The organism is Streptomyces sp. LHD-70 (genome assembly GCF_031157275.1).
In the GTDB taxonomy this organism is placed as follows: Bacteria; Actinomycetota; Actinomycetes; order Streptomycetales; family Streptomycetaceae; genus Streptomyces.
On the sequence record NZ_JAVIFW010000005.1, the window covers coordinates 21,131 to 42,870 of the forward strand.

At 72.4% G+C, this 21,740-nt stretch carries 18 protein-coding genes; 12 read left to right on the forward strand and 6 right to left on the reverse strand.

Annotated features, from left to right (window positions below; all coding sequences use genetic code 11):
- Positions 1-214: 214 nt before the first annotated feature.
- Both RCO28_RS10770 and RCO28_RS10775 read left to right on the forward strand, forming a co-directional pair.
- On the forward strand, positions 215-1,894 hold the full coding sequence (locus tag RCO28_RS10770) for an MFS transporter (RefSeq protein WP_308940816.1): 1,680 nt from the start codon (positions 215-217) through the stop codon (positions 1,892-1,894).
- A gap of 102 nt (positions 1,895-1,996) precedes the next feature.
- Positions 1,997-3,193, forward strand: coding sequence for an acyl-CoA dehydrogenase family protein (locus tag RCO28_RS10775; protein ID WP_308940817.1), 1,197 nt, complete (start codon positions 1,997-1,999; stop codon positions 3,191-3,193).
- A gap of 39 nt (positions 3,194-3,232) precedes the next feature.
- On the opposite strand, the gene RCO28_RS10780 is transcribed toward RCO28_RS10775, so the two are convergent.
- Positions 3,233-3,679 (reverse strand): cell division protein SepF, encoded by a 447-nt coding sequence (locus RCO28_RS10780; protein ID WP_308940818.1) that lies wholly within the window; start codon positions 3,677-3,679, stop codon positions 3,233-3,235.
- Positions 3,680-3,962: 283 nt separating this feature from the next.
- On the opposite strand from RCO28_RS10780, the gene RCO28_RS10785 reads away from it, so the two are divergent.
- From RCO28_RS10785 to RCO28_RS10795, 3 genes are all read left to right on the forward strand, one after another.
- Entirely contained in the window at positions 3,963-5,309 is a 1,347-nt protein-coding gene (locus RCO28_RS10785) for a DUF5685 family protein (protein WP_308940819.1), read from the forward strand.
- A 492-nt stretch (positions 5,310-5,801) separates the two neighbouring features.
- On the forward strand, positions 5,802-6,701 hold the full coding sequence (locus RCO28_RS10790) for a S1 family peptidase (RefSeq protein ID WP_308940820.1): 900 nt from the start codon (positions 5,802-5,804) through the stop codon (positions 6,699-6,701).
- Positions 6,702-7,102: 401 nt separating this feature from the next.
- Positions 7,103-8,188 (forward strand): S1 family peptidase, encoded by a 1,086-nt coding sequence (locus RCO28_RS10795; RefSeq protein WP_308940821.1) that lies wholly within the window; start codon positions 7,103-7,105, stop codon positions 8,186-8,188.
- Positions 8,189-8,239: 51 nt separating this feature from the next.
- On the opposite strand, the gene RCO28_RS10800 is transcribed toward RCO28_RS10795, so the two are convergent.
- Positions 8,240-9,298: a DUF3533 domain-containing protein gene (locus RCO28_RS10800; RefSeq protein ID WP_308940822.1), complete on the reverse strand. Its 1,059-nt coding sequence runs from the start codon at positions 9,296-9,298 to the stop codon at positions 8,240-8,242.
- Between the two features lie 184 nt (positions 9,299-9,482).
- Here RCO28_RS10800 and RCO28_RS10805 point away from each other — a divergent pair, with 184 nt between their 5' ends.
- Positions 9,483-12,932, forward strand: coding sequence for a DNA polymerase III subunit alpha (locus RCO28_RS10805; RefSeq protein ID WP_308940823.1), 3,450 nt, complete (start codon positions 9,483-9,485; stop codon positions 12,930-12,932).
- Positions 12,929-13,900, forward strand: a complete 972-nt coding sequence (locus RCO28_RS10810; RefSeq protein ID WP_308940824.1) for a hypothetical protein — start codon at positions 12,929-12,931, stop codon at positions 13,898-13,900. Before RCO28_RS10805 ends, RCO28_RS10810 begins: the two co-directional genes overlap by 4 nt.
- Before the next feature lie 29 nt (positions 13,901-13,929).
- Here the strand turns inward: RCO28_RS10810 and RCO28_RS10815 are convergent, their stop codons facing one another.
- From RCO28_RS10815 to RCO28_RS10825, 3 genes are all read right to left on the reverse strand, one after another.
- The gene (locus tag RCO28_RS10815; RefSeq protein WP_308940825.1) at positions 13,930-14,364 is read right to left on the reverse strand and encodes an SRPBCC family protein; all 435 of its coding nucleotides are present in this window, start codon (positions 14,362-14,364) and stop codon (positions 13,930-13,932) included.
- Positions 14,365-14,491: 127 nt separating this feature from the next.
- Positions 14,492-15,493, reverse strand: coding sequence for a lytic polysaccharide monooxygenase (locus RCO28_RS10820; protein ID WP_308940826.1), 1,002 nt, complete (start codon positions 15,491-15,493; stop codon positions 14,492-14,494).
- 201 nt (positions 15,494-15,694) lie between these two features.
- Positions 15,695-16,381, reverse strand: a complete 687-nt coding sequence (locus RCO28_RS10825; RefSeq protein WP_308940827.1) for a response regulator — start codon at positions 16,379-16,381, stop codon at positions 15,695-15,697.
- 185 nt (positions 16,382-16,566) lie between these two features.
- On the opposite strand from RCO28_RS10825, the gene RCO28_RS10830 reads away from it, so the two are divergent.
- Genes RCO28_RS10830 through RCO28_RS10845 form a run of 4 tightly spaced genes read left to right on the forward strand, consistent with a single transcriptional unit; the run spans position 16,567 to position 20,060 of the window.
- A complete protein-coding gene (locus RCO28_RS10830; RefSeq protein WP_308941230.1) occupies positions 16,567-17,550 on the forward strand; it encodes a tripartite tricarboxylate transporter substrate binding protein in 984 nt (327 codons plus the stop codon).
- Between the two features lie 5 nt (positions 17,551-17,555).
- Positions 17,556-18,095 carry a tripartite tricarboxylate transporter TctB family protein gene (locus RCO28_RS10835; protein WP_308941231.1) on the forward strand — a complete coding sequence of 180 codons (540 nt, stop codon included), beginning with the start codon at positions 17,556-17,558 and terminating at the stop codon, positions 18,093-18,095.
- A gap of 1 nt (position 18,096) precedes the next feature.
- Positions 18,097-19,602 (forward strand): tripartite tricarboxylate transporter permease, encoded by a 1,506-nt coding sequence (locus tag RCO28_RS10840; protein WP_308940828.1) that lies wholly within the window; start codon positions 18,097-18,099, stop codon positions 19,600-19,602.
- Complete coding sequence (locus tag RCO28_RS10845) at positions 19,599-20,060, forward strand: GNAT family N-acetyltransferase (protein ID WP_308940829.1); 462 nt, start codon at positions 19,599-19,601, stop codon at positions 20,058-20,060. Before RCO28_RS10840 ends, RCO28_RS10845 begins: the two co-directional genes overlap by 4 nt.
- Before the next feature lie 12 nt (positions 20,061-20,072).
- Here the strand turns inward: RCO28_RS10845 and RCO28_RS10850 are convergent, their stop codons facing one another.
- Positions 20,073-20,207 carry a hypothetical protein gene (locus RCO28_RS10850; protein WP_308940830.1) on the reverse strand — a complete coding sequence of 45 codons (135 nt, stop codon included), beginning with the start codon at positions 20,205-20,207 and terminating at the stop codon, positions 20,073-20,075.
- Positions 20,208-20,516: 309 nt separating this feature from the next.
- Here RCO28_RS10850 and RCO28_RS10855 point away from each other — a divergent pair, with 309 nt between their 5' ends.
- Positions 20,517-21,659, forward strand: coding sequence for a methyltransferase domain-containing protein (locus tag RCO28_RS10855; RefSeq protein ID WP_308940831.1), 1,143 nt, complete (start codon positions 20,517-20,519; stop codon positions 21,657-21,659).
- Positions 21,660-21,740 lie beyond the last annotated feature (81 nt).

Consider the following 21,740-nt stretch of genomic DNA (forward strand, 5'->3'; position numbering starts at 1 on the left):
AGACGGGGACGACCAGTTGGGACGGGGGACTTCGGACGGCGAGGCGTGGCGTACGCCACACCGCGTCGTTCAGCTACGTGAGAGGTGGGCCACCCAAGCCCGCTGTGAACTCGCGTACGCTGACTGCTCACTCGTACACCCGGTCGGGCCCATTGCCGCTGGCAGAGCCGCCGCCCGCCGACCGCCTGAGTACGGGATCACTGGGAGGTACTACATGACCGGGACGACCACGGCTGCTCCGAAGCGGCCCTCGGCATCCCGGTTCCTGGAGCGCATGGGCATCGGACGCCCGGAAGGCGCCAACCGCTGGGTCGTCCTCATAGTCCTGTGCGTGAGCCTCGCGATCGTCGCCATCGACTCGACGGTGCTGCACGTGGCGGTTCCGGCCGTCACCGAGGACCTCAAGCCCGGCGCCATCCAGCTCCTGTGGATCGTCGACTCGTATCCGCTGGTCTGCGCCTCGCTCCTGATCCTCTTCGGCACCCTCGGCGACCGCGTCGGCCGCAGAAAGGTCCTGCTCCTCGGGTACGGCCTGTTCGGCTTCGCCTCCGCGATGGCGGCGCTCGCGCACGAACCCAAGACCCTGATCGCGGCCCGCGTCCTGCTGGGCGTCGGCGGCGCGATGATCATGCCCGCGACGCTCTCCATCGTCCGGCAGGTCTTCCCCGACCGGCGCGAGCGGGCCCTCGCCATCGGCATCTGGAGCGCGGTCGCCGCCGTCGGCGCCGCCGCCGGACCGCTGCTCGGCGGCTTCCTCCTGGAGCACTTCTGGTGGGGCTCGGTCTTCCTCATCAACATCCCGCTGATGTTCGCCAGCCTCCTGGTCGGCCGCTGGCTCCTGCCCGAGTCCACCGGCGACCGCAACGGCCCGTGGGACGTGGTCGGCGCGCTGATGGCCGCGGCCGGACTCTTCGGCGTCGTGCTCGGCATCAAGCGCGCGGGCGGCGGTGAGGGCGTCGTCAGCCCGATGACCCTGGTGCCGCTGATCGTCGGCGCGCTGCTCCTGGTGCTCTTCGTCCGCCGCCAGCGCCGCCGCAAGCACCCGCTGGTCGACCTCAGCCTGTTCTCCCGGCCGGCCTTCGGCACCTCCGTCGGCTGCATCATCATCGCGATGCTGGCGCTCGTCGGCCTGATGCTGATCGCCGCGCAGTACCTCCAGCTGGTGCTCGGCCTCTCGCCGCTGGAGACCGGCCTCAGGATGGTCCCGCTGACCCTCGCCGCCATGGCCGGCGGGCTCACCGGATCCTGGATCCTGCCCCGACTCGGCCCGCGCGTGATGGTCTCGGCCGGCTTCTGCCTGACCGCCGCAGCTGTCCTCACGCTCACGTTCATGGGCCGCGAGGACAACCTCGCGCTGCTCCTGACCGGCTTCGTCCTGCTCGGCTTCGGCCTGCAGACCACGCTCTTCGGTGCGTACGAGTCGATGCTCAGCGACGTCAGCCAGGGCCAGGCGGGAGGCGCCGCGGCCATCGGCGAGACCTCGTACCAGCTGGGCAGCGGTATCGGCATCGCCTTCATCGGCAGTGTCATGAACGCCGCCTACGGCCCCCGCCTCGACTCGGTCCCCGGCGTCCCCGGCGGCGACGTCGCCGCCGCCCGGCACTCCCTCGGCGAGGCCTACGAGATCTCCCACGGGCTCGAATCCGGCGCGGGCGCCGCCCTGCGCGCCGCGGCCCGCGACGCCTTCGTGCACGGACTGCACGTCACCCTGTACGCCAGCGCGGGCCTGCTCCTCATCGGCGCCCTGGCCGCCCTGCGGCTGCCCCGCGCCATGGACCTCTCCGCGTCCCCGGCGGACGAGGACACCACCCCCGCGACCAGCGAGCGCGGCCTGCGGAAGACCGCCCCGGCCCAGCGGGACCGCGAGGCCATCACCGCCGAGTCCTCCGCCTGACACCGCCCGCGGGGCACACTCTGGACGTGCGGCTTCCCGGGGCCGTACCGTCGGCACCACCGTAACTAACGCTGCTAGTTTTACGTGTCCGGAGGCCCGTCCATGTCGTCCTCGTCCCGCCCCGCCCTGCCGCCCTTCGACCCCGCCGACCCGCTCGGCCTCGACGATCTCCTCGACCCCGAGGACCTCGCCATCCGCGACACCGTCAGAACCTGGGCCCAGGACCGCGTCCTGCCGCACATCGCCGACTGGTACGAGCGCGGTGAACTGCCCGGCGTACGCGAACTGGCCCGGGAGCTCGGCGGGATCGGCGCCCTCGGCATGTCCCTCACCGGCTACGGCTGCGCGGGCGCGAGCGCCGTCCAGTACGGCCTGGCCTGCCTGGAGCTGGAGGCCGCCGACTCCGGCATCCGCTCCCTGGTCTCGGTCCAGGGCTCGCTCGCGATGTACGCGATCTGGAAGTTCGGCTCCGAGGAGCAGAAGCAGCAGTGGCTGCCGCGGATGGCGGCCGGCGAGGTCATCGGCTGCTTCGGCCTCACCGAGCCCGACCACGGCTCCGACCCCGCCGCGATGCGGACGCACGCCAAGAAGGACGGCACGGACTGGATCCTGACCGGCCGCAAGATGTGGATCACCAACGGTTCGGTGGCCGGTGTCGCGGTCGTCTGGGCGCAGACGGACGACGGCATCAGGGGCTTCGTCGTCCCCACCGACAGCCCCGGCTTCTCCGCCCCCGAGATCAAGCACAAGTGGTCCCTGCGCGCCTCGGTCACCAGCGAACTCGTCCTGGACGAGGTGCGGTTGCCCGCCGACGCGGTCCTGCCCGAGGTCACCGGCCTGCGCGGCCCGCTCAGCTGCCTGAGCCACGCGCGCTACGGCATCGTCTGGGGCGCGATGGGAGCGGCCCGCTCGTCCTTCGAGGCGGCGGTGGAGTACGCGAAGACGCGGGAGCAGTTCGGCAGGCCCATCGGCGGCTTCCAGCTCACCCAGGCCAAGCTCGCCGACATGGCCGTCGAACTGCACAAGGGGATCCTGCTCGCCCACCACCTGGGGCGCCGCCTCGACGCGGGCCGACTGCGGCCGGAGCAGGTCAGCTTCGGCAAGCTCAACAACGTACGAGAGGCCATCGAGATCTGCCGCACCTCACGGACGATCCTCGGGGCCAACGGGATCTCGCTCGAATACCCCGTGATGCGGCATGCGACGAATCTCGAATCGGTGCTGACCTACGAAGGCACCGTCGAGATGCATCAGTTGGTGCTCGGCAAGGCGCTCACCGGGCTCGACGCGTTCCGGTAGACCGGACGGTCCGGGGGGAGTCGGTGAGCGGCCTGCCGGCTAGCTCTGGTTGAAGAAGCCGTCCGAAGGCCGGGCGGCCGCTTCGCCGTTGACGACCGCGGTGTCGGCCGGGCTGAGCAGGAAGACCCGGGTCGCCACCCGCTCGATGGAGCCGCGCAGGCCGAAGGTGAGCCCGGCCGCGAAGTCCACCACGCGCTTGGCGTCGCCGGGGTCCATCGACGTGAGGTTGATGATGACCGGGACGCCGTCCCGGAAGAGCTCGCCGATGGCGCGCGCGTCCCGGAAGCCGTCCGGGGCGATGGTGCCGATCCGGCGGCCGGCCTCCTCGGCCTGCTCGCCGGCGACCCGCACCCGGGGGTCGGTCACCCAGGTCTCGCCGGACTCGGGGCCCTCGGCCGCGTCGTCCTCGTAACCGTCGTAGTAACGCTCGTCATCGTTGTCGTCGACGAGGCCAAGCCAGGCACTCGCCTTGCGCACCGATCCCATGGACGCCTCCTCTCAAGCGGTCCTGCTGTCCGCACCCCTATGGTCGTCCATGATGCGGAAGGCGCGTCGCTCCGACCAAGCGGTTAGTCGCGCCGCGCGCCTTTCGTGACGGTACTGGTGCAGAACGCACCCCCATTCTCCAAGGGTCCTGCCAGGCAGGGCTGCTGACAGTGAGTGAAATATGACTTGTCGGCGCGTCCGGGTGACGACGGGCGTGTCGAGCTGCTGAGCGTGGCCGATACGATGCGGTCGCACGTCATCAGCGACTCACGGGGGAGCCGTCTTGTTCGGCATCGTCAGGCCCTGCAGCCACCGACTCGGTGAGGGCCTCAAGACGCAGTGGATGGCGCATCTGTGCGGGCTCTGCCTCGCGTTGCGCAGCGATCACGGCCAGTTCGCGCGGGTCGTCACCAACTACGACGGCCTGCTCGTCTCGGTTCTGACGGAGGCTCAGGTCGAGCGGACCACGGGGTGGCGGCGCACCGCCGGGCCCTGTCCGCTGCGCGGGATGCGCGGCGCCTCGGTCGCCCAGGGCGAGGGTGCGCGCCTCGCCGCGGCCGTCTCGCTCGTCCTCGCCTCGGCGAAGGTACGCGACCACGTGGCCGACGGGGACGGGGTGTTGGGGCGCAGGCCGGTGGCCCTGGCGGCGCGCCGGGTGGCCCGCTCCTGGGACCGGGCCGGGGCGCGCACCGGGGCCGACGTCGGCTTCGACACCGCCGTGCTCGTCGACGCCGTGCGGCGGCAGGGCGGCATCGAGGCGCTCGCCGGGCCCGGCACCTCGCTGCTCGTCGTGACCGAGCCGACCGAGACCGCGACCGCCGCGGCCTTCGCGCACACCGCGCACCTCTCCGGACGGCCGGGCAACGCGGCACCGCTCGCCGAGGCCGGCCGGCTCTTCGGGCGGCTCGCGCACCTCCTGGACGCCGTCGAGGACCGCGAGGAGGACGCCGCACGCGGGGCGTGGAACCCCCTCTCCGCGACCGGGACTTCACTCACCGGGGCCCGCAGGCTCGCCGACGACGCGCTGCGCGGCATCCGACTCGCCCTGCGCGACGTGGAGTTCACGGACGCGGGGCTCGCGCACCGGCTGCTCGTGCACGAACTGCCGCGCTCCGTCGACCGCGCCTTCGGCACCACGGGCTGCTCGCATCAGCAGCCCGGCGTGCCGCACGCGGCGCACCCCGGTTCCGGTGGGCCGGTCGGTCCGTACACCTCGTACCCGCAGCCCGGTCCGGGCGGTCCCGGTGGCCCCGCCGGTCCGTACGCTCCGCAGCAGCCCGGGCCCGGTGGCCCCGGCGGTCCTGGTGGTCCGTACGGGCCGGGGCCCGGTGGGCCTGGTGGGCCCGGTGGGCCTCGGCCGCCGCGCCGTGACCGGCGGGGGCTGATCGCCGGGTGCCTGGTGTGGGCGGGACTCGCCTGTACGTGTCAGCTGTGCTGCGGCACGCACGAGGACCCGTGGAGCCGGGAGCGCAAGGAGGGGCCGTGCAACGACTGCTGCGGCGCCTGTGACTGCTGTTCCAACTGTTCCAACTGCTGCAGCTGTTGCGGGGGAGACGGGGAGAGCGGCGAAGGCGACGACGGCGGGTGCTGTGACGGCTGCGACTGCAACTGCGACTGCGGCTGCGGCTGAACCGCCACCACCGTCGTCGCCGCCGCCGCCGCCACCGCCACCACCGCCACCACCGTCGCCACCACCACCGTCGCCGGTACGGAGGTCATCCGGAGCGGCGACTTCCGGCCAGGTCCCGGCCCCGGACGGACGCGGGCGAATCGGTTCATCCTTCAACTCCCGGCCGGATGGCGTGAGTTGAGGGTGCGCCCTGCCGCATCCCGGTGTGGAACCCCGAGCGGCGCCCGTACGTCACACCCTCGACGAGCGACCCCGACGGCACCCGCGGAACACCGCGACGGACCCGCCGCCGGGGCCGAGGTGTGTCATGCGCAGACGGCCGAAAGCTGGCCTTGTGCGGCCCTCACGCCGACCGAATACTCCGAGCCAGCGCTTGTCAGGGGCACGGCCAAACCGGATTCCGGACACCGGACCCGGGCGGCCCGCCCTCGGCTGCGCCTCACGGGCCCGCTCCTCCCAGGCGGGCCCCCGATTCCCTCGGAGGAACGTGAAGTGAGGATCAAGCGCACCACCCCCCGCAGCGGCGTCGCGAGACGCGCGTCCCTGGCCGTCGTGGCCGGATCCCTCGTCGCCGCCGGAGCGTTCGCCGCACCGGCCGCCAGCGCGGACGAGGCCACCACCTTCAGCAGCGCCCAGCTCAGCGAGGCGAGCGACGCGGTGCTCGCCGCCGATGTCGCGGGCACGGCCTGGAACGTGGACCCGAAGACCAAGCGCGTCCTGGTCACGGCCGACAGCACCGTCTCCCGGGCCGAGATCAACAAGATCAAGCGCGAAGCCGGTACGAACGCCGGAGCCCTCAAGATCGAGCGCACCCCCGGCAAGTTCAGCAAGCTGCTCTCCGGCGGCGACGCGATCTACGCCTCCAGCTGGCGCTGCTCGGCAGGCTTCAACGTGCGCAGCGGCAGCACGTACTACTTCGTGACCGCCGGCCACTGCACCGACGGCGCGGGCACCTGGTACACCAACTCCGCCCGTACCACCACCATCGGCCCGACGGCCGGATCCAGCTTCCCGGGCAACGACTACGGCCTGGTGCGCTACTCCAACACCGGGCTCTCCCACCCGGGCACCGTCGGCGGCCGGGACATCACCAGTGCGGCCGACGCCACGGTCGGCATGTCCGTCACCCGCCGCGGCTCCACCACCGGCACCCACAGCGGCTCCGTCACCGGCCTCAACGCGACGGTCAACTACGGTGGTGGAGATGTCGTTTACGGCATGATTCGCACCAATGTGTGCGCCGAGCCCGGTGACTCCGGTGGCCCGCTCTACTCCGGCAGCCGGGCCATCGGCCTCACCTCCGGTGGCAGCGGCAACTGCTCCTCCGGCGGTACGACGTTCTTCCAGCCCGTGAAGGAGGCGCTGAGCGCGTACGGGGTTTCCGTGTACTGATCCAGTACGGGACCCCTCCCGCGCCTCTTGAGCCCCTGCCCGAACTCCCGGGCGGGGGCTCGTTCTTTTCCCCTATCCGCCCCTTCCCGAAAGCCTGCGGCGCTTCGGGGGCTCCGCCCCCGGATCCCCCGCTCCTCAAACGCCGGAGGGGCTGATTTTGAACCGTCGTCGGGAAGAGGCGGGAGGGGAAAGAATCGGCCAGCCCTGCATCGAGTTGCGGAGGGCCCGCCACGTGCAAGCGAAGGTTTCGTGAATGCCCGGGGACCGCGCCGTGGTCGTCGAGTGCGCGTCCGGAACTCGACCTTGTGTGCGCCCTGTGAACGTGGCAATAGTGACTGTCACCCTTCAGGGCCCGGTGAACCCCACCGATCCGGACCCGACCCCCCACAGGAGGACGTGACTTGAAGCACCGACGCATACCCAAGCGCCGTGCCGCCATGGCAGGTGCGGGCATAGCCGCACTGGTCGCCGCCGGCGTCACCTTCCAGACCGCGAACGCGAGCGACGCTCCCGCCACCCCGGAGCTCAAGACCCTCACCGCCGCCGCGGCCGGCAAGCTCGGCTCGGTTCTCGGCCAGGACCTCGGGGCTGACGCGGCCGGCGCCTACTACGACGTCAAGTCCAAGTCGCTCGTGGTGAACGTCCTGGACCAGAAGGCCGCGGACGCCGTCGAGCAGGCCGGCGCCAAGGCCAAGGTCGTCGAGAACTCGCTCGCCGAGCTCAAGACCACCCGTAGCGACCTGATCGAGAAGGCCAGCACCAAGGGCGTCTCCTGGGCCCTCGACCCGAAGACCAACAAGGTCGTCGTCACCGCCGACCGCACGGTCAAGGGCGCCGAGCTCGCCAAGCTCACCCAGGCCACCGAAGCGCTCGGCTCGCAGGTCGAACTCAAGCGCAGCCAGGGCGAGTTCAAGAAGTTCATCGCCGGTGGCGACGCCATCTGGGGCGGCAGCGGACGCTGTTCGCTCGGCTTCAACGTCACGGTCGGCGGCGAGCCGCACTTCCTGACGGCCGGCCACTGCACCGAGTCGATCCAGGAGTGGTCCGAGGAGCAGGGCGGCCCGGTCATCGGCACCAACGCCGGGTCCAGCTTCCCCGACAACGACTACGGCATCGTCAAGTACACCGGTGACACCGCGCACCCCAGCGAGGTGAACCTGTACAACGGCTCGACGCAGGCCATCGCGCAGGCGGGCGACGCCACGGTCGGCCAGCAGGTGCAGCGCAGCGGCTCCACCACGCAGCTGCACGACGGTGAGGTCACCGGCCTCGACGCCACGGTCGACTACGGCGGCGGCGACGTCGTCAACGGCCTGATCCAGACCAACGTCTGCGCCGAGCCCGGCGACAGCGGCGGCGCGCTCTTCGCGGGCGACACCGCGCTCGGTCTGACCTCGGGCGGCAGCGGCGACTGCTCCGGCGGCGGCGAGACCTTCTTCCAGCCCGTCCCGGAAGCCCTTGAGGCCTTCGGGGCCGAGATCGGCTGACGGTCCGCTCCCTCACGCTCCACGGCTCGGCCCACTTCGGTGGGCCGAGCCTTAGGTGTTTCTGTTGCGTCGTTCCTGGCGTAGCAGCGAAAGGAGCAGGGTGACCGCCGCCGACGCGACCGCCCACGCTCCGAGGACCAGGAACGGGCCGCCCGCGCCGTTGCCCTTGAAGTACGCGATGGAGCGGGCCGCGAACGTGCCCGCGCCGGGTGGGAGTACGGGGCCGAGGCCGCGCCAGAAGCCGGGGAGCAAGGGGTACGGGTAGGCGCCGCCCGCGCTCGGGTTGCCGAGGACCACGACCACGATGATCGCCAGGCCGATGCCGACCACGCCCGCGATGCCCTGGAACGCGAGCGTGAGCGCGCCGACCGCGAAGACCAGGAGCGTGCCGAGCCCCCACAGCGCCAGCACGCTGCCGGGCAGCGCGTCCAGCCACGGGCCCGCGATCACCGCGCCGAGCAGCCCCGCCGCGACCGCGTACAGGAGCATCACGCAGAGCCGGATCAGGGCGCGGGCCGGGTTGGCGGGCTTGGCGCCCGCGCTGATCGCCAGGGCCGAGGCGCACAGATAGCCGCCCACGCACCAGCCGACGACGAGGTAGAAGGAGGACAGGCCGCGGGCGTCCCCGGCGGCGCCCGGGACCACGTCCCGGACCGTCAGCGTGCGCTTCTGGGCCTTCTCCGCCGCGCCGACGACCTCTTCGAGCGCCTGCGAGAGGCTGCCGCCCGCGGCGCTCGCGACCAGGAGCCGGTCGCCGGGCGCGCGCGGGTCGACGATCAGGGCGCCGTCGACCTCCCGGTTCCGGATCTGCTCGACCGCCTCCGCCTCGCCCCGGACCGCGCGCGGCTTCAGCGGCTCGCCCGGCAGCGCGCGCAGCTGCTCCACGGCCTGCCCCGTGACCTGGGTGTTCGGTCCCGTCACCGCGATCGGGATCTCGTGCGGCACGGGCTTGTGGAAGGCGCCGATGTACGAAGCGATGAAGGCGAGCTGCACCAGGAGCACCCCGATGACCAGGAGGCCGGTGCGGGCGCTCACCGCGTCCCTGACCTCGTGGAGAAATCCGGTGCCCGGGTCGCCGTCCAGGCCGCCGCCGCGTGTGGTCCTCGTCATGCCCACCACGCTCGACGGGGAGCCTGCGGCCCGCAGCAGGGCGGGACCGAACGGGTGAGTACGGGGAGACGCCCCCTCGGGGCACACCTGCGGTCCACCTGGGGTCGTACGTACGTTCGAAACTGGTCTATGGTGGGGAAGGGGATGCGGAGAGCGATGGTTCAGGCGGGTTCAGGAGGTGCGTGTGCCGGGGTTCACGCATCTGCACACCGTCTCCGGGTTCTCGTTGCGCTACGGCGCCTCGCACCCGGAGCGGCTGGCCGAGCGCGCCGCCGAGCGGGGCATGGACGCAGCTGCGCTCACCGACCGGGACACCCTCTCCGGGACGGTGCGCTTCGCCACGGCCTGTGAGAAGGCCGGGGTGCGACCGCTGTTCGGCGTCGACCTCGCGGTGGCACCGGCCGTACGGGAATCGGGCTCCGCGCAGGAGAAGCGGCGCACCCCCGTGCGCGGCGGCGCCTTCGTCGACGAGTCCGCGCCCCGCGTCACCTACCTCGCCCGGGACGGCGCCGCCGCCTGGGCCGAGCTCTGCCGGATGATCACCGCCGCCCACGCGGACGCCCGCGACGCCTCGGCGCAGCCGCTCCTTCCCTGGCCGGACAACCACGGCGACGGCCTCACCGTGCTGCTCGGCCCCGCCTCCGACGTGGGCCGCGCCCTCGCCGCAGGGCGTCCCGACCGCGCCGCGAAACTCCTCGCGCCCTGGCGGGAGCGGTACGCCGGCGCGCTCCGCCTGGAGGCCGTCCACCACGGGCTGAAGGGCACAGGACCCGGATCGCTGCGGCTCGCCGCCCGCACCGTGGGCTTCGCCGCCGAGCAGGGCGTACGGCCCGTGCTCAGCAACGCCGTCCGGTACGCCGACCCCGGCCAGGGCCCCGTCGCCGACGTCCTGGACGCCGCCCGGCGCCTTGTGCCCATCGACCCGCGCAAGGGCCTTGACAGCGGCGAGCGCTGGCTCAAGGGCGCCGACGCGATGCTGCACGAGGCGGAGCGGGTCGTGGAGGCGGCGGGCTACCGGCGCGAGGCCGCGTACCGCCTGCTCGAAAGCACCCAGCAGACCGCCGCGGCCTGCCTCGTCGACCCCGAGGACGACCTCGGCATCGGCTCCGTGCACTTCCCGGAGGCGCGGCTCGTCGGCGCCGGGCGGCGCACCGCGCAGCGCGCCCTCGCCTCCCGCGCCGCCGCCGGAATGCTGCTCCGCGGCTACGGCGACCGGCGCACCTACTGGGAGCGGATGCACCAGGAGCTGGACGTCATCGCCCACCACGGCTTCGCCTCGTACTTCCTGACGGTCGCTCAAGTCGTCGACGACGTACGGGAGATGGGAATCCGGGTGGCCGCGCGCGGCTCGGGGGCCGGGTCGCTCGTCAACCATCTGCTCGGCATCGCACACGCCGACCCCGTCGAGCACGGGCTGCTGATGGAGCGGTTCCTGTCCACGCGGCGCTCCGTCCTTCCCGATATCGACATCGACGTGGAGTCCGCCCGCCGGATCGAGGTGTACCGGGCGATCATCGACCGCTTCGGCGCCGAACGGGTCGCCACCGTCTCCATGCCCGAGACCTATCGCGTACGGCACGCCATCCGGGACGTCGGCGCGGCCCTGTCCATGGACCCCGCCGAGATCGACCGGCTCGCCAAGGCGTTCCCGCACATCCGGGCCAAGGACGCCCGCGCGGCGATGGACGAACTGCCCGAGCTGAAGGACGTGGCCGAACAGAAGGAGAAGTACGGGCGGCTCTGGGAGCTGGTCGAAGGGCTCGACGCGCTGCCGCGCGGGATCGCCATGCACCCGTGCGGGGTGCTGCTCTCGGACGCCTCGCTGCTCGCCCGTACGCCCGTGGTGCCGACCAGCGGCGAAGGCCTTCCCATGTCCCAGTTCGACAAGGAGGACGTGGAGGAGCTCGGACTGCTCAAGCTCGACGTGCTCGGCGTCCGCATGCAGTCCGCGATGGCGCACGCCGTACGAGAGGTCGAACGCGCCACGGGTGCCTCCGTCGACCTGGACGCGGTCCCGCCGGGCGACCCGGCGACGTACGAACTCATCCGCAGCGCCGAGACGCTGGGGTGTTTCCAGATCGAGTCGCCGGGCCAGCGCGACCTGGTCGGGCGGCTGCAGCCCGCGACCTTCCACGATCTCGTCGTGGACATCTCGCTGTTCCGGCCCGGACCGGTCGCGGCCGACATGGTGCGGCCGTTCATCGAGTCCCGGCACGGCCGCAGGCCCGTCAGCTATCCGCACCCCGACCTGGAGGAACCGCTGCGCGAGACGTACGGCGTCGTGGTCTTCCACGAGCAGATCATCGCGATGGTGGACATCATGACCGGCTGCGGCCGAGGCGAGGCCGACCGGGTGCGGCGCGGGCTCTCCCACCCCGAGTCGCAGGGCCGGATCAAGGTGTGGTTCGCCCAGCACGCGGCCGTGAACGGGTACGACGCCGAGACGATCCAGCGGACCTGGGAGATCATCGAGGCGTTCGGCAGTTACGGATTCTGCAAGGCGCACGCCGTCGCCTTCGCCGTGCCGACCTACCAGTCCGCCTGGCTCAAGGCCCACCACCCGGCCGCGTTCTACGCCGGGCTGCTCACCCACGACCCCGGCATGTACCCGAAGCGGCTGCTGCTCGCGGACGCGCGGCGGCGCGGGGTGCCGGTGCTGCCCCTCGACGTGAACCGGTCCGCGGCCGCTCACAGCATCGAACTGGTGTCCGATGGAGGTGGGTCCGGTGGCCGCTGGGGCGTGCGGCTCGCGCTGTCCGACGTGCACGGGATCAGCGAGGCGGAGGCGCGGCGGATCGAGGAGGGCCGGCCGTACTCCTCGCTGCTCGACTTCTGGCAGCGGGCCAGGCCCAGCAGGCCGGTGGCCGAACGGCTCGCTCAGGTGGGCGCGTTGGACGCGTTCGGCGGCAACCGGCGGGATCTGCTCCTGCACCTCGCCGAACTGCACCGCGGCGCCCGCGGCTCGTACGGCTCGCAACTCCCCCTCGCGGGCGGCCGGAAGACCGCCGCCGTCGGCCTGCCCGACCTCGGCGAGGCCGAGCGGCTCAGCGCCGAGCTCGGCGTCCTCGGCATGGACGCCTCCCGGCACCTCATGGGCGACCACCACGCGTTCCTGCGGGAACTCGGCGTGACCTCCGCGAAGCGGCTGCGGCTGGCCGAGAACGGGCAGACCGTCCTGGTCGCGGGCGCCAAGGCGGCCACCCAGACGCCGCCCATCCGCTCCGGTCGCCGCGTCATCTTCACCACCCTCGACGACGGCACGGGCCTGGTCGACCTCGCCTTCTTCGACGACAGCCACGAGCGGTGCGCGCACACCGTCTTCCACTCCTGGCTGCTCCTCGTCCGAGGCGTGGTCCAGCGGCGCGGCCCGCGCAGCCTGTCCGTGGTGGGCGCGGCGGCGTGGAACCTCCAGGAGCTGGTCGAGCTGCGCGAGACGGGCGGGCTCGAAGCGGTGGGGGAGCGGTTGGCCGCCCCTGCCGCTGTCGCCGACCCGGGTGCGGACGCTGATACGGGACGTCGGATCCGTATGCCCACCGGCTACGAGATGAACCCGTGGGCCGACCTTCAGCCACCCGGCGAAGGGCCCCCGGGAGGACGGAAGTTGTGGCACCGGAGCCAGGGGAGCGCGGGATGATTCTTTGTGTACGGTTCCTGACGGGCGCGGACGGTGAGGCTCTGCTGCCCGAACTCATCGCCTTGCTCGGCGAGTTGACGCCCGCCGTCGAGGCCGCGCCGCCCGACACGGCCCTCGCCGACGTGCGCGGCGCCCTGCGCTACTTCGACCGGGACGCCGAACAGCTCGCCGCGCTCGTACGGGTCCGCGCCCTCGCTCTGCACGGCGTGGACTGCGTGATCGGCGCGGGCCCCAACCCGATGCTGGCCAGGATGGCCGCACGGGAGGCGGGCCCCGGGCAGACCCGGGTGGTGCCGGCGACGGCCGACGGCGTACGGGAGTTCCTGGACCGCAAGCCGGTCGTCGCCCTCGAAGGCGTCGGCCGGGCCACCGCCCGCACCCTGTGCACCTACGGCCTCGACTCCGTCGACCGCGTCGCCGCCGCACCGCTCGGCACGCTCCAGCGGATCCTCGGGGCGAAGGCGGGGCGCGAGGTGTACGAGAAGGCGCGCGGCATCGACCGCACCCCCGTCGTACGCAACGCCGCGGCCCGCTCCCTCGCCGCCGAACGGCCCTTCGCCCGCGACGAGTTGGACCCCGCCAGGCACCGGCGCGCCCTGCTCTCGCTCACCGCGGAACTGGGGGCGCGGATGCGCGGCGCGAGCCAGGTGTGCCGCTCCCTGACGCTGACGGTGCGCTACGCCGACCGCTCCACCACCACCCGCTCCCGCGCCCTGCGCGAACCCACCGCGCACTCGGCGTCCCTGACCGCCACCGCGTACGGCATGTACGAGGCCCTCGGCCTGCAGCGCGCCCGGGTGCGGACGCTCTCCCTGCGCGCGGAGGGCCTGGGCCCCGCCGAACAGGCCGCCCGCCAGCTGACCTTCGACCCGGTCGACGACAAGGCCCGCCGCCTGGAGGCCGCGACGGACCGGGCGCGGGCGCGGTTCGGGGAGGGGGTGGTGGGGTTGGGGGCGTTGGCGGCGTAGGGCTGGATCTGTTCCCTTCCCCGCCCCCGTCAAGCCAGCACCTTCCGCAGCGCGTACCCGAACACCACCCGGCCCGCCCGCGCCGTCAACGCGTCCAGGAACCTCGGCAGGGGCCGTACCCGCAGATCCTCGCGCCATACGACGTACGAGCCCGTGCCGACGGGGCGTACCTCGATCTCGGCCCAACCCGTCAGGAACGAGCCCGTCTTGACGAGGCGGCAGCGGCCGAACGGGGCGATGGCGCCCGGGGGTTGCCAGGCGGTGACCTCCATCGGGTCGTCGAAGGCGAGCCGGCCGACTCCCGTGCGGGCCACGAACCGGGTGCCGCGGCCGGTCGGCGGTGGGGTCAGGACGGTCGTCCTGGTGAGCGGCACCTGCGCGGCGTGCCGCGGCCAGTCGGTGACGCGTCGCCAGGCCTCGGCGGGGGCGAGCGGGCAGCGGTGGGCGATCCGGAACTCGGGCACACGGCCAGGGTACGAGCGGTGGGAGCCGTGGACGCAGGGCTGCGCCGCCGCCCCCCGAGGTGAAGGAAGGGGAGCGGCGGCGCGGCGGAACCGGCGTGCAGGCGCCGGGGTTCGGGGCGGGTCGGCGTCAGCGGCTGTGGCGGCCGCCAGCGGTGGCGCGACGGCGGACCGAGCCGAACAGGGCCGCGGCGCCGACGGCGAGGGCTGCGGCGCCGCCGATCGCGATGTACGGGGTGGTGGAGTCCCCACCCGTCTCGGCGAGTTCGGTGCCGGTGGCGGCCGCGGGCTCGGCGGCGCCGTTCGCCTCGGGCGCGTTGCCCGTGTCGTCCTGCGGCGCGGCGGGCTCGGCGGCTCCGGCCTCCTGGTGCTGCGTACCGTGCTCGGCGTGGTCGCCGCCATGGCCGGAGTGGTCCACCGTGGACTTATCGGCGCCCGCGTCGATCTGGTCGCCCGACGGGGCCTCGGCCTCCGGGGCCTTCGCGGCGCTGCCGCCGTCCTTGCCGAACGTCACGTCCGAGCAGGTGTAGAAGGCCTCGGGGGAGTCCGAGCGCTGCCAGATGCTGTAGACGAGGTGACGCCCTGACTTGTTCGGAACGGTGCCGTCGAAGACGTACTCGCCGTTCTCCAGCTTCGGGTCGGTGACCTTCGCGAACGGCTCCGACTCCAGGTCCGACCACTTCAGCGGCTTGCTCGGGTCGTAGCCGTCCTTGGTGATGTACAGCTCGAAGGAGCCCTTGTGCGGGGCGGTCGCCTTGTAGCGGAACGTGTGCTTCCCGGCGCCGAGTTCGCTGGAAGGCCAGTCGGCGCGGGGCAGGTCGAGGCCCTTGTACTTGTCGCGGCCCGCGCTGCAGAGCTTGCCGTCCGGGATGATCTCGCGGTGCTTGCCCGCGGCGTTCGCGATGTTGACCTCGTTCCAGTCGTAGAAGGCCTGCGCCCCGCTGGCCTCGACCGCGGCCTTGCAGGCGGCCGACGTCGGCGACTCCGGGCCCTCGGCGAAGCAGGCCGAGACGCGGCTCACCGGGTCCGTCATCGAGCCGTGCGCGGCGGCGGGGGAGGCGGCCAGGGCGGTCAGCGCGAGCGGAGCTATACCGAGGGCGGCGACGGAGGCGACGGTGCGGCGCGTGGTCATTGGGGGGTCTCCTCGAAACGGTTCAACAGGGTCGAGCCCTGGGGGTCGGCGAGTTCGAAGCTAGCCCCTGGGAACCGTGAAATCGCCTGCTGAGGCCGGGTCTTGGAGATCCTTATGGTCGCTTTAAGGGTCGGCTCAGAGGTGGTTAAAGACAGGGTGCGGAACGTCCGGTTTTCTCCCTGGAGCCGCGCTCGCCGGAACTCACCCCACCCACCGGTACCGCCGCTCCGGCCGCCCCGTCCCCCCGTACTTGAGCGTCACCTCGACCCGGCCCCTGTCCGCGAAGAACTCCAGGTAGCGGCGGGCGCTGACCCTCGAAAGGGAGCCCGCCTCGGCGCACTGCGTCGCGGACAGGCCGCCCGGCTCCGCGCGCAGCACCCGCTCGACCAGGTCCGCCGTATGGGCCGCGAGGCCCTTCGGCAGTTCGCGGGAGCCCGGCGGGCGGGTGCCGAAGATCTGGTCGACGTCCTCCTGGCGGGCCTCGCCCAGGTCGTCGAGGCGGGCCCGCAGCGCGGCCACATGCCTCAACTGCTCCTGCAGCGCCGCCTGGTTGAACGGCTTGATGAGGTAGTGCAGCGCCCCGGCGCGCAGCGCGGAACGGATGATGTCGCCGTCCCTCGCGGCCGTGATGAACAGCGCGTCCACCCGCGGCCGCCCGGGATCACGCTCCTCGGCGGCGCGCAGTTCCCGCAGTACGGAGATGCCGTCCATATCCGGCAAGTACACGTCGAGCAGGATGAGATCGGGGCGCAGCCGCTCGGCCGCGCGCAGCGCATCGGCGCCGCTGTGGGCGACACCGACCACCGTGAATCCGTCCATCGCGGACACGCAGCGGCCGTGCAGCTTGGCCACCATGAAGTCGTCGTCCACGACCAGCACCTTCGTCATCGCCGCAGGCTAAGCGCGTGACCGCAACGACCACAACGTCCGTTGCTTGCGGAAGGGAGACAGCTTGTTAACGCACGGGCAACATGTGGGCCACCTCACAAGCCTTCACGGCACCTTTATCTGTGAATTCCGTCAACGAATTCCGTCCGCGAATTCCGTCTACGTACCGACAGGTGGTGGCACACGTGCGCCTGCGCACACCCCTCGCCCTGCTCGGGGCCGCGCTGCTCGTGCTCGCCGGGCCGCCGCTGCTCACCCCGGGCAGCGGCGCCGACACCGGCACGCAGATCCCGGGCCTGCGCTTCATGGTCCCCAACACCCCGGGCGGCGGCTACGACATCACGGCCCGCACCGCCGCCAAGGACGCCGAGGACGCCGGTCTCACCCACAACATCGAGGTGTTCAACCTGCCCGGCGCGGGCGGCACCGTGGGTCTGACCCGGCTCGTCGGCGAGCACGGCAACGGCAAGCTCGCCATGTCCATGGGCCTGGGCGTGGTGGGCGCCGCACGCTCCAACGACTCGCCCAAGACCCTCGCCGACACCACCCCGATCGCCCGCCTCACCGAGGAGCAGGACGTCGTGGTGGTCGCCAAGGACTCCCCGTACAAGACCATCGAGGACCTGATCGACGCCTGGAAGAAGAATCCGGGCAAGATGCCCGTGGGTGGCGGTTCCTCGCCCGGTGGGCCCGACCACATCGCGCCCATGCTGATGGCGCGGGCCGCCGGGATCGAGCCGAAGAAGGTCAACTACGTGCCGTTCGACGGCGGCGGTGAACTGCTCGCCTCCATCCTCGGCAACAAGGTCGCCTTCGGGGTGTCGGGCGTCGGCGAGTACCTGGACCAGATCAGGTCCGGGGAGCTGCGGCTGCTCGCGGTGACCGGGCCGAAGCGGGTCAAGGGCCTGGACGGTCCGACCCTCAAGGAGTCCGGCTACGACGTGAACTTCACCAACTGGCGCGGCATCGTCGCCCCGCCCGGCCTGAGCGAGGCCGAACGCGAGAAGCTCACCGGCCTCGTGGAGAAGCTGCACAAGTCCGAGCAGTGGCAGAAGTCCATGAAGAGGAACGGCTGGGAGGACGCCTTCGCCACCGGCGACGAGTTCGGCGACTTCCTCAAGGCCCAGGACAAGCGTGTGGTGTCCGTACTGAAGGAGCTCGGCCTGTGACGACCGTGACCCCTGAATCCCCTGAGTCCCCCGAGGCGCAGCCCCAGCCGCGCCGGTCCTGGCTCCAGGAGCACTCCGAACTCGGCGTCTCCGTCCTGCTGTTGGTGCTCGGCCTGCTCGTCCTCACCGATGCCCTCACCATGGACGTCGACATCGCGCAGCGCGGCCCCATCGGCCCGAAGACCGTGCCGATCGTGGTGGGCGCCGGACTGCTCCTGATCGCCGTACTGCTCGCCGTCGACGTGCTGCGCGGCGGCCGCGGCGAGGCCGAGAGCGGCGAGGACGTCGACCTGTCCGAACCCGCCGACTGGCGCACGGTCCTGCTGCTCGCCGGGGTCTTCCTGGCGACCGCCGTCCTGATCGACCCGCTGGGCTTCCCGGTCGCCGGGGCGCTGCTCTTCTGGGGCGCGGCCTTCGCGCTCGGCAGCCGCCGTATCGACCGCGATCCGCTGATCGCCGCGGTGCTCTCGCTGCTGACCTACGTCGTCTTCAACAACCTGCTCGGGGTGCCGCTGCCCGGCGGTCCGCTGATGGGAGTGCTGTGACATGGATGCTCTCAACTCCCTGATGGACGGCTTCGGTACGGCGCTGTCCCCGCTCAACCTGCTGTGGGCCGCCATAGGCGTGCTCCTCGGCACCGCCATCGGCGTCCTGCCCGGCATCGGCCCCGCCATGGCCGTCGCCCTGCTGCTCCCGGTGACGTACGGACTCGACCCCACCGGCGCGTTCATCATGTTCGCCGGGATCTACTACGGGGCGATGTTCGGCGGCTCCACGACCTCCATCCTGCTCAACACCCCCGGTGAGAGCGCCGCCGTCGTCGCGGCGATGGAGGGCAACCCGATGGCCAAGGCCGGGCGCGGCGCACAGGCGCTCGCGGCCGCCGCCATCGGCCACTTCACGGGCGGCATGGTCGGCACGATCCTGCTCGTCGCGCTCGCCCCGAAGATCGCCGAACTCGCCGTCGACATCGGCGCACCCGACTACTTCGCCATCATGGTCCTCGCGTTCATCGCGGTGACCAGCGTCCTCGGCTCCTCCCGCATCCGCGGCATGGCCTCCCTGCTCATCGGTCTCACCATCGGCCTGATCGGCCTCGACCAGATGACCGGACAGCAGCGCCTCACCTTCGGCTCGCTCCAACTCGCCGACGGCGTCGACGTGGTGATCGTCGCGGTGGGCCTGTTCGCGATCGGCGAGGCGCTGTGGGTGGCCGCCCATCTGCGGCGGGGGAGCGCCGAAGCGATTCCGGTCGGCCGCCCCTGGCTCGGCAAGGCGGACGTCAAGCGGTCCTGGAAGTCCTGGCTGCGCGGCCCCGCCATCGGCTTCCCGTTCGGCGCGATCCCGGCGGGCGGCGCGGAGATCCCCACGTTCCTCTCGTACGTCACCGAGAAGCGGCTCTCCAAGCACAAGGACGAGTTCGGCAAGGGCGCCATCGAGGGCGTCGCGGGCCCCGAGTCCGCCGCCTCCGCCTCCGCCGCCGGAACGCTGGTCTCCATGCTCACCCTGGGCCTGCCGACCACCGCCGTCGCGGCCGTGATGCTCGCCGCGTTCCAGCAGTACGGCATCCAGCCGGGCCCGCTCCTCTTCGAGCGCGAGCCGGAACTGGTGTGGGGCCTGATCGCCTCGCTGTTCGTCGGCATGGTGCTGCTGCTCGCCCTGAACCTGCCGCTGGCCCCGCTGTGGGCGAAGCTCCTGCGGATCCCGCGCCCCTACCTCTACGCGGGCATCCTGTTCTTCGCGGCGGTCGGCGCGTACGCGGTCGGCGGTGAGGCGCTCGACCTGGTGATCCTCCTGGTCATCGGCCTGATCGGCTTCGGCATGAGGCGCTACGGACTGCCCGTCCTGCCCGCCGTCATCGGCGTCATCCTCGGCCCGGCCGCGGAACAGCAGCTGCGCCGCGCCCTGCAGATCAGCGACGGCAGCGTGACGGGCCTCGTCAATACGCCGTTCTCCGTGACGGTTTACGTCGTGGTCGTGCTGCTCCTGGCCTGGCCGCTGCTCAAGAAGCTGATCAAGAGGGGGAGTTCGGACCGTACCGTGGACGCATGACGACAGCCGCCGACATCAGGCCCGCCACCTCCGCCGACGGACCCGCCGTACGCGCGGTGACGGACGCGGCGTACCACCCCTACATCGAGCGCATCGGGCTCAGGCCCGCGCCGATGGACCGGGACCACGCCGCGGACGTGGCGGCGGGCCGGGTGTTCGTCACCGGTGACCCGGTCACCGGCCTGGTGGTCCTGGTCCCGCACGAGGACCACCTCTACCTGGAGTCCATCGCGGTCCACCCCGACGCCCACGGGCGCGGGGTGGGCCGCGCGCTGCTCACGTTCGTGGAACAGCGCGCACGTGACCTGGACCTGCCCGAGGTCCGCCTCCTCACGAACGCCCTGATGCGGGAGAACCAGAGGATCTATGCGCGGTACGGGTACGAGGTGGTGGAGCGGCGCAGGGACGGGGTGTATGACCGGGTGCATTACCGGAAGCGGGTGGGAGAGGGGAAGTGACCACGTCGGCGGTCAGCTCTCCGGCCACCACGTTCTGCGAACGTCCTCGCGGATCTCGGGGCGTGGCCGGCCGGCCTCCTCGCGGCGCTCCTCGGCGCGGCGCTTGGCGGGCCTGGGCAGGGGCTTGTGCAGGGTCTGGCGACGCATGACGGCCTCCTAGGGTGGAGCAGGCCTGGTTCCGCGTTCCGGAGGCAGACCCGGAAGAGGAGCGTCACCCATCGCCGCACCTCTGTCTGTGGCCTACGTCACTCCCTCGGGTGCGCGAACCCGCGCGCAGAGGTGTGGACCCCCGTTCTACGGGGCTGTTCCTGCGCCCCGTGCGCCCCCTGTGCACTCCTGTGACGGGACGGACACGGAGCGCGTCCGCAGCCGCTGTCGCGTACCTCAACTGCCCTGTGCACGGCGGCAGTACGGACCGGGAGGCCGTTGTCAGTGGTGGCTGCGACCATCGGGCTCATGACGATGGACATCGATGACCTCGGCAACGTCGACTGGGACGAGGCCGCCGCCCGTTTCGACGACGCTCCGGACCACGGCCTGCGGGACCTGGGCGTCCGCGCCGCCTGGGCGGACCGGCTCGCGCAGTGGCTCCCGCCCGCCCCGGCGGACGTCCTCGACCTCGGCTGCGGCACCGGCAGCCTGGCGCTCCTCGCCGCCGAGCGGGGACACCGCGTCACCGCCGTCGACAGCGCGCCGCGGATGGCCGAGCGGGCCCGCGCGAAGCTCTCCGGGACCGGCGCCGAAGTGCTCGTGGGCGACGCGAGCAGACCTCCGCTGGACGGCCGCCGCTTCGACGCCGTCCTGGTCCGGCACGTGCTGTGGACGCTGCCCGACCCGGAGTCCGCCCTGCGCCACTGGTGCACCCTGCTCCGGCCCGGCGGGCGGCTCGTCCTGATCGAGGGCGTGTGGGGCGAGCAGAGCCCCGTCGGCCTCCCCGCCGCCCGGCTCACGCGTGCCCTCGCCCCGCTCGCCGGCCGGGTGCACACCGAGTCGCTGTCGTCCGACGCCCGGCTGTGGGGCGGCCCGGTCACCGACGAGCGGTACGCACTGGTGGCGGTCGTGGACGGCCCGCGCCGCCACAGAGAGGTGGTCGACGTCCACCTGATCGTCCGCAGGGGCGGCGAGGTGCTGCTCGCCCGCCGCGCGAACACCGGTTACGCGGACGGCCTGCTGCACGCACCCTCCGGCCACACCGAGGACGGCGAGGACGTGCGGGAGGCGGTGATCCGCGAGGCCGAGGAGGAGGTCGGCCTGCGCCTGGCCCCTCAGGACCTGCGGGTCGCCCTCGTGATGCAGCACCGCGGCCCCGGCACCGCACCCCGCATCGGCTGGTTCTTCGAGGCGGACCACGGCGCGGGCGGCACCCCCGTCAACGGCGAGCCGGACAAGTGCTCCGAGCTCGGCTGGTACGCACTGGACGCGCTGCCGGACGACATGGTCGCGTACTGCAGAGCGGGCCTCGACGCGTACCGCGCGGGCGAGCGCTTCGTCCTCCACTGGCACGAGGACGACGACCCGATCGCGTACGACCCGAAGAGCCCGCGGGCGGTCCCGCTGCCGATGAGCGGGGGTGAGGGCGGTGCCCGGTGGCCGGAGTGAGCCGCGCGGCCCCGGGATGCCGGTCCCGCTCAGGCGCTCGTGCGCTCGTGCGCTCGTGCGCTCAGGCGGTCAGGCGCTCAA

What these genes read in the sequence shown, in the direction of transcription:
- RCO28_RS10840 (WP_308940828.1), top strand. Translation starts at nt 18,097, where the DNA reads ATGGATGCTCTCAACTCCCTGATGGACGGCTTCGGTACGGCGCTGTCC.
- RCO28_RS10780 (WP_308940818.1), bottom strand. Translation starts at nt 3,679, where the DNA reads ATGGGATCGGTGCGCAAGGCGAGTGCCTGGCTTGGCCTCGTCGACGAC.
- RCO28_RS10825 (WP_308940827.1), bottom strand. Translation starts at nt 16,381, where the DNA reads ATGACGAAGGTGCTGGTCGTGGACGACGACTTCATGGTGGCCAAGCTG.
- RCO28_RS10810 (WP_308940824.1), top strand. Translation starts at nt 12,929, where the DNA reads ATGATTCTTTGTGTACGGTTCCTGACGGGCGCGGACGGTGAGGCTCTG.
- RCO28_RS10820 (WP_308940826.1), bottom strand. Translation starts at nt 15,493, where the DNA reads ATGACCACGCGCCGCACCGTCGCCTCCGTCGCCGCCCTCGGTATAGCT.
- RCO28_RS10850 (WP_308940830.1), bottom strand. Translation starts at nt 20,207, where the DNA reads ATGCGTCGCCAGACCCTGCACAAGCCCCTGCCCAGGCCCGCCAAGCGC.
- RCO28_RS10770 (WP_308940816.1), top strand. Translation starts at nt 215, where the DNA reads ATGACCGGGACGACCACGGCTGCTCCGAAGCGGCCCTCGGCATCCCGG.
- RCO28_RS10800 (WP_308940822.1), bottom strand. Translation starts at nt 9,298, where the DNA reads ATGACGAGGACCACACGCGGCGGCGGCCTGGACGGCGACCCGGGCACC.
- RCO28_RS10775 (WP_308940817.1), top strand. Translation starts at nt 1,997, where the DNA reads ATGTCGTCCTCGTCCCGCCCCGCCCTGCCGCCCTTCGACCCCGCCGAC.
- RCO28_RS10845 (WP_308940829.1), top strand. Translation starts at nt 19,599, where the DNA reads ATGACGACAGCCGCCGACATCAGGCCCGCCACCTCCGCCGACGGACCC.
- RCO28_RS10855 (WP_308940831.1), top strand. Translation starts at nt 20,517, where the DNA reads ATGACGATGGACATCGATGACCTCGGCAACGTCGACTGGGACGAGGCC.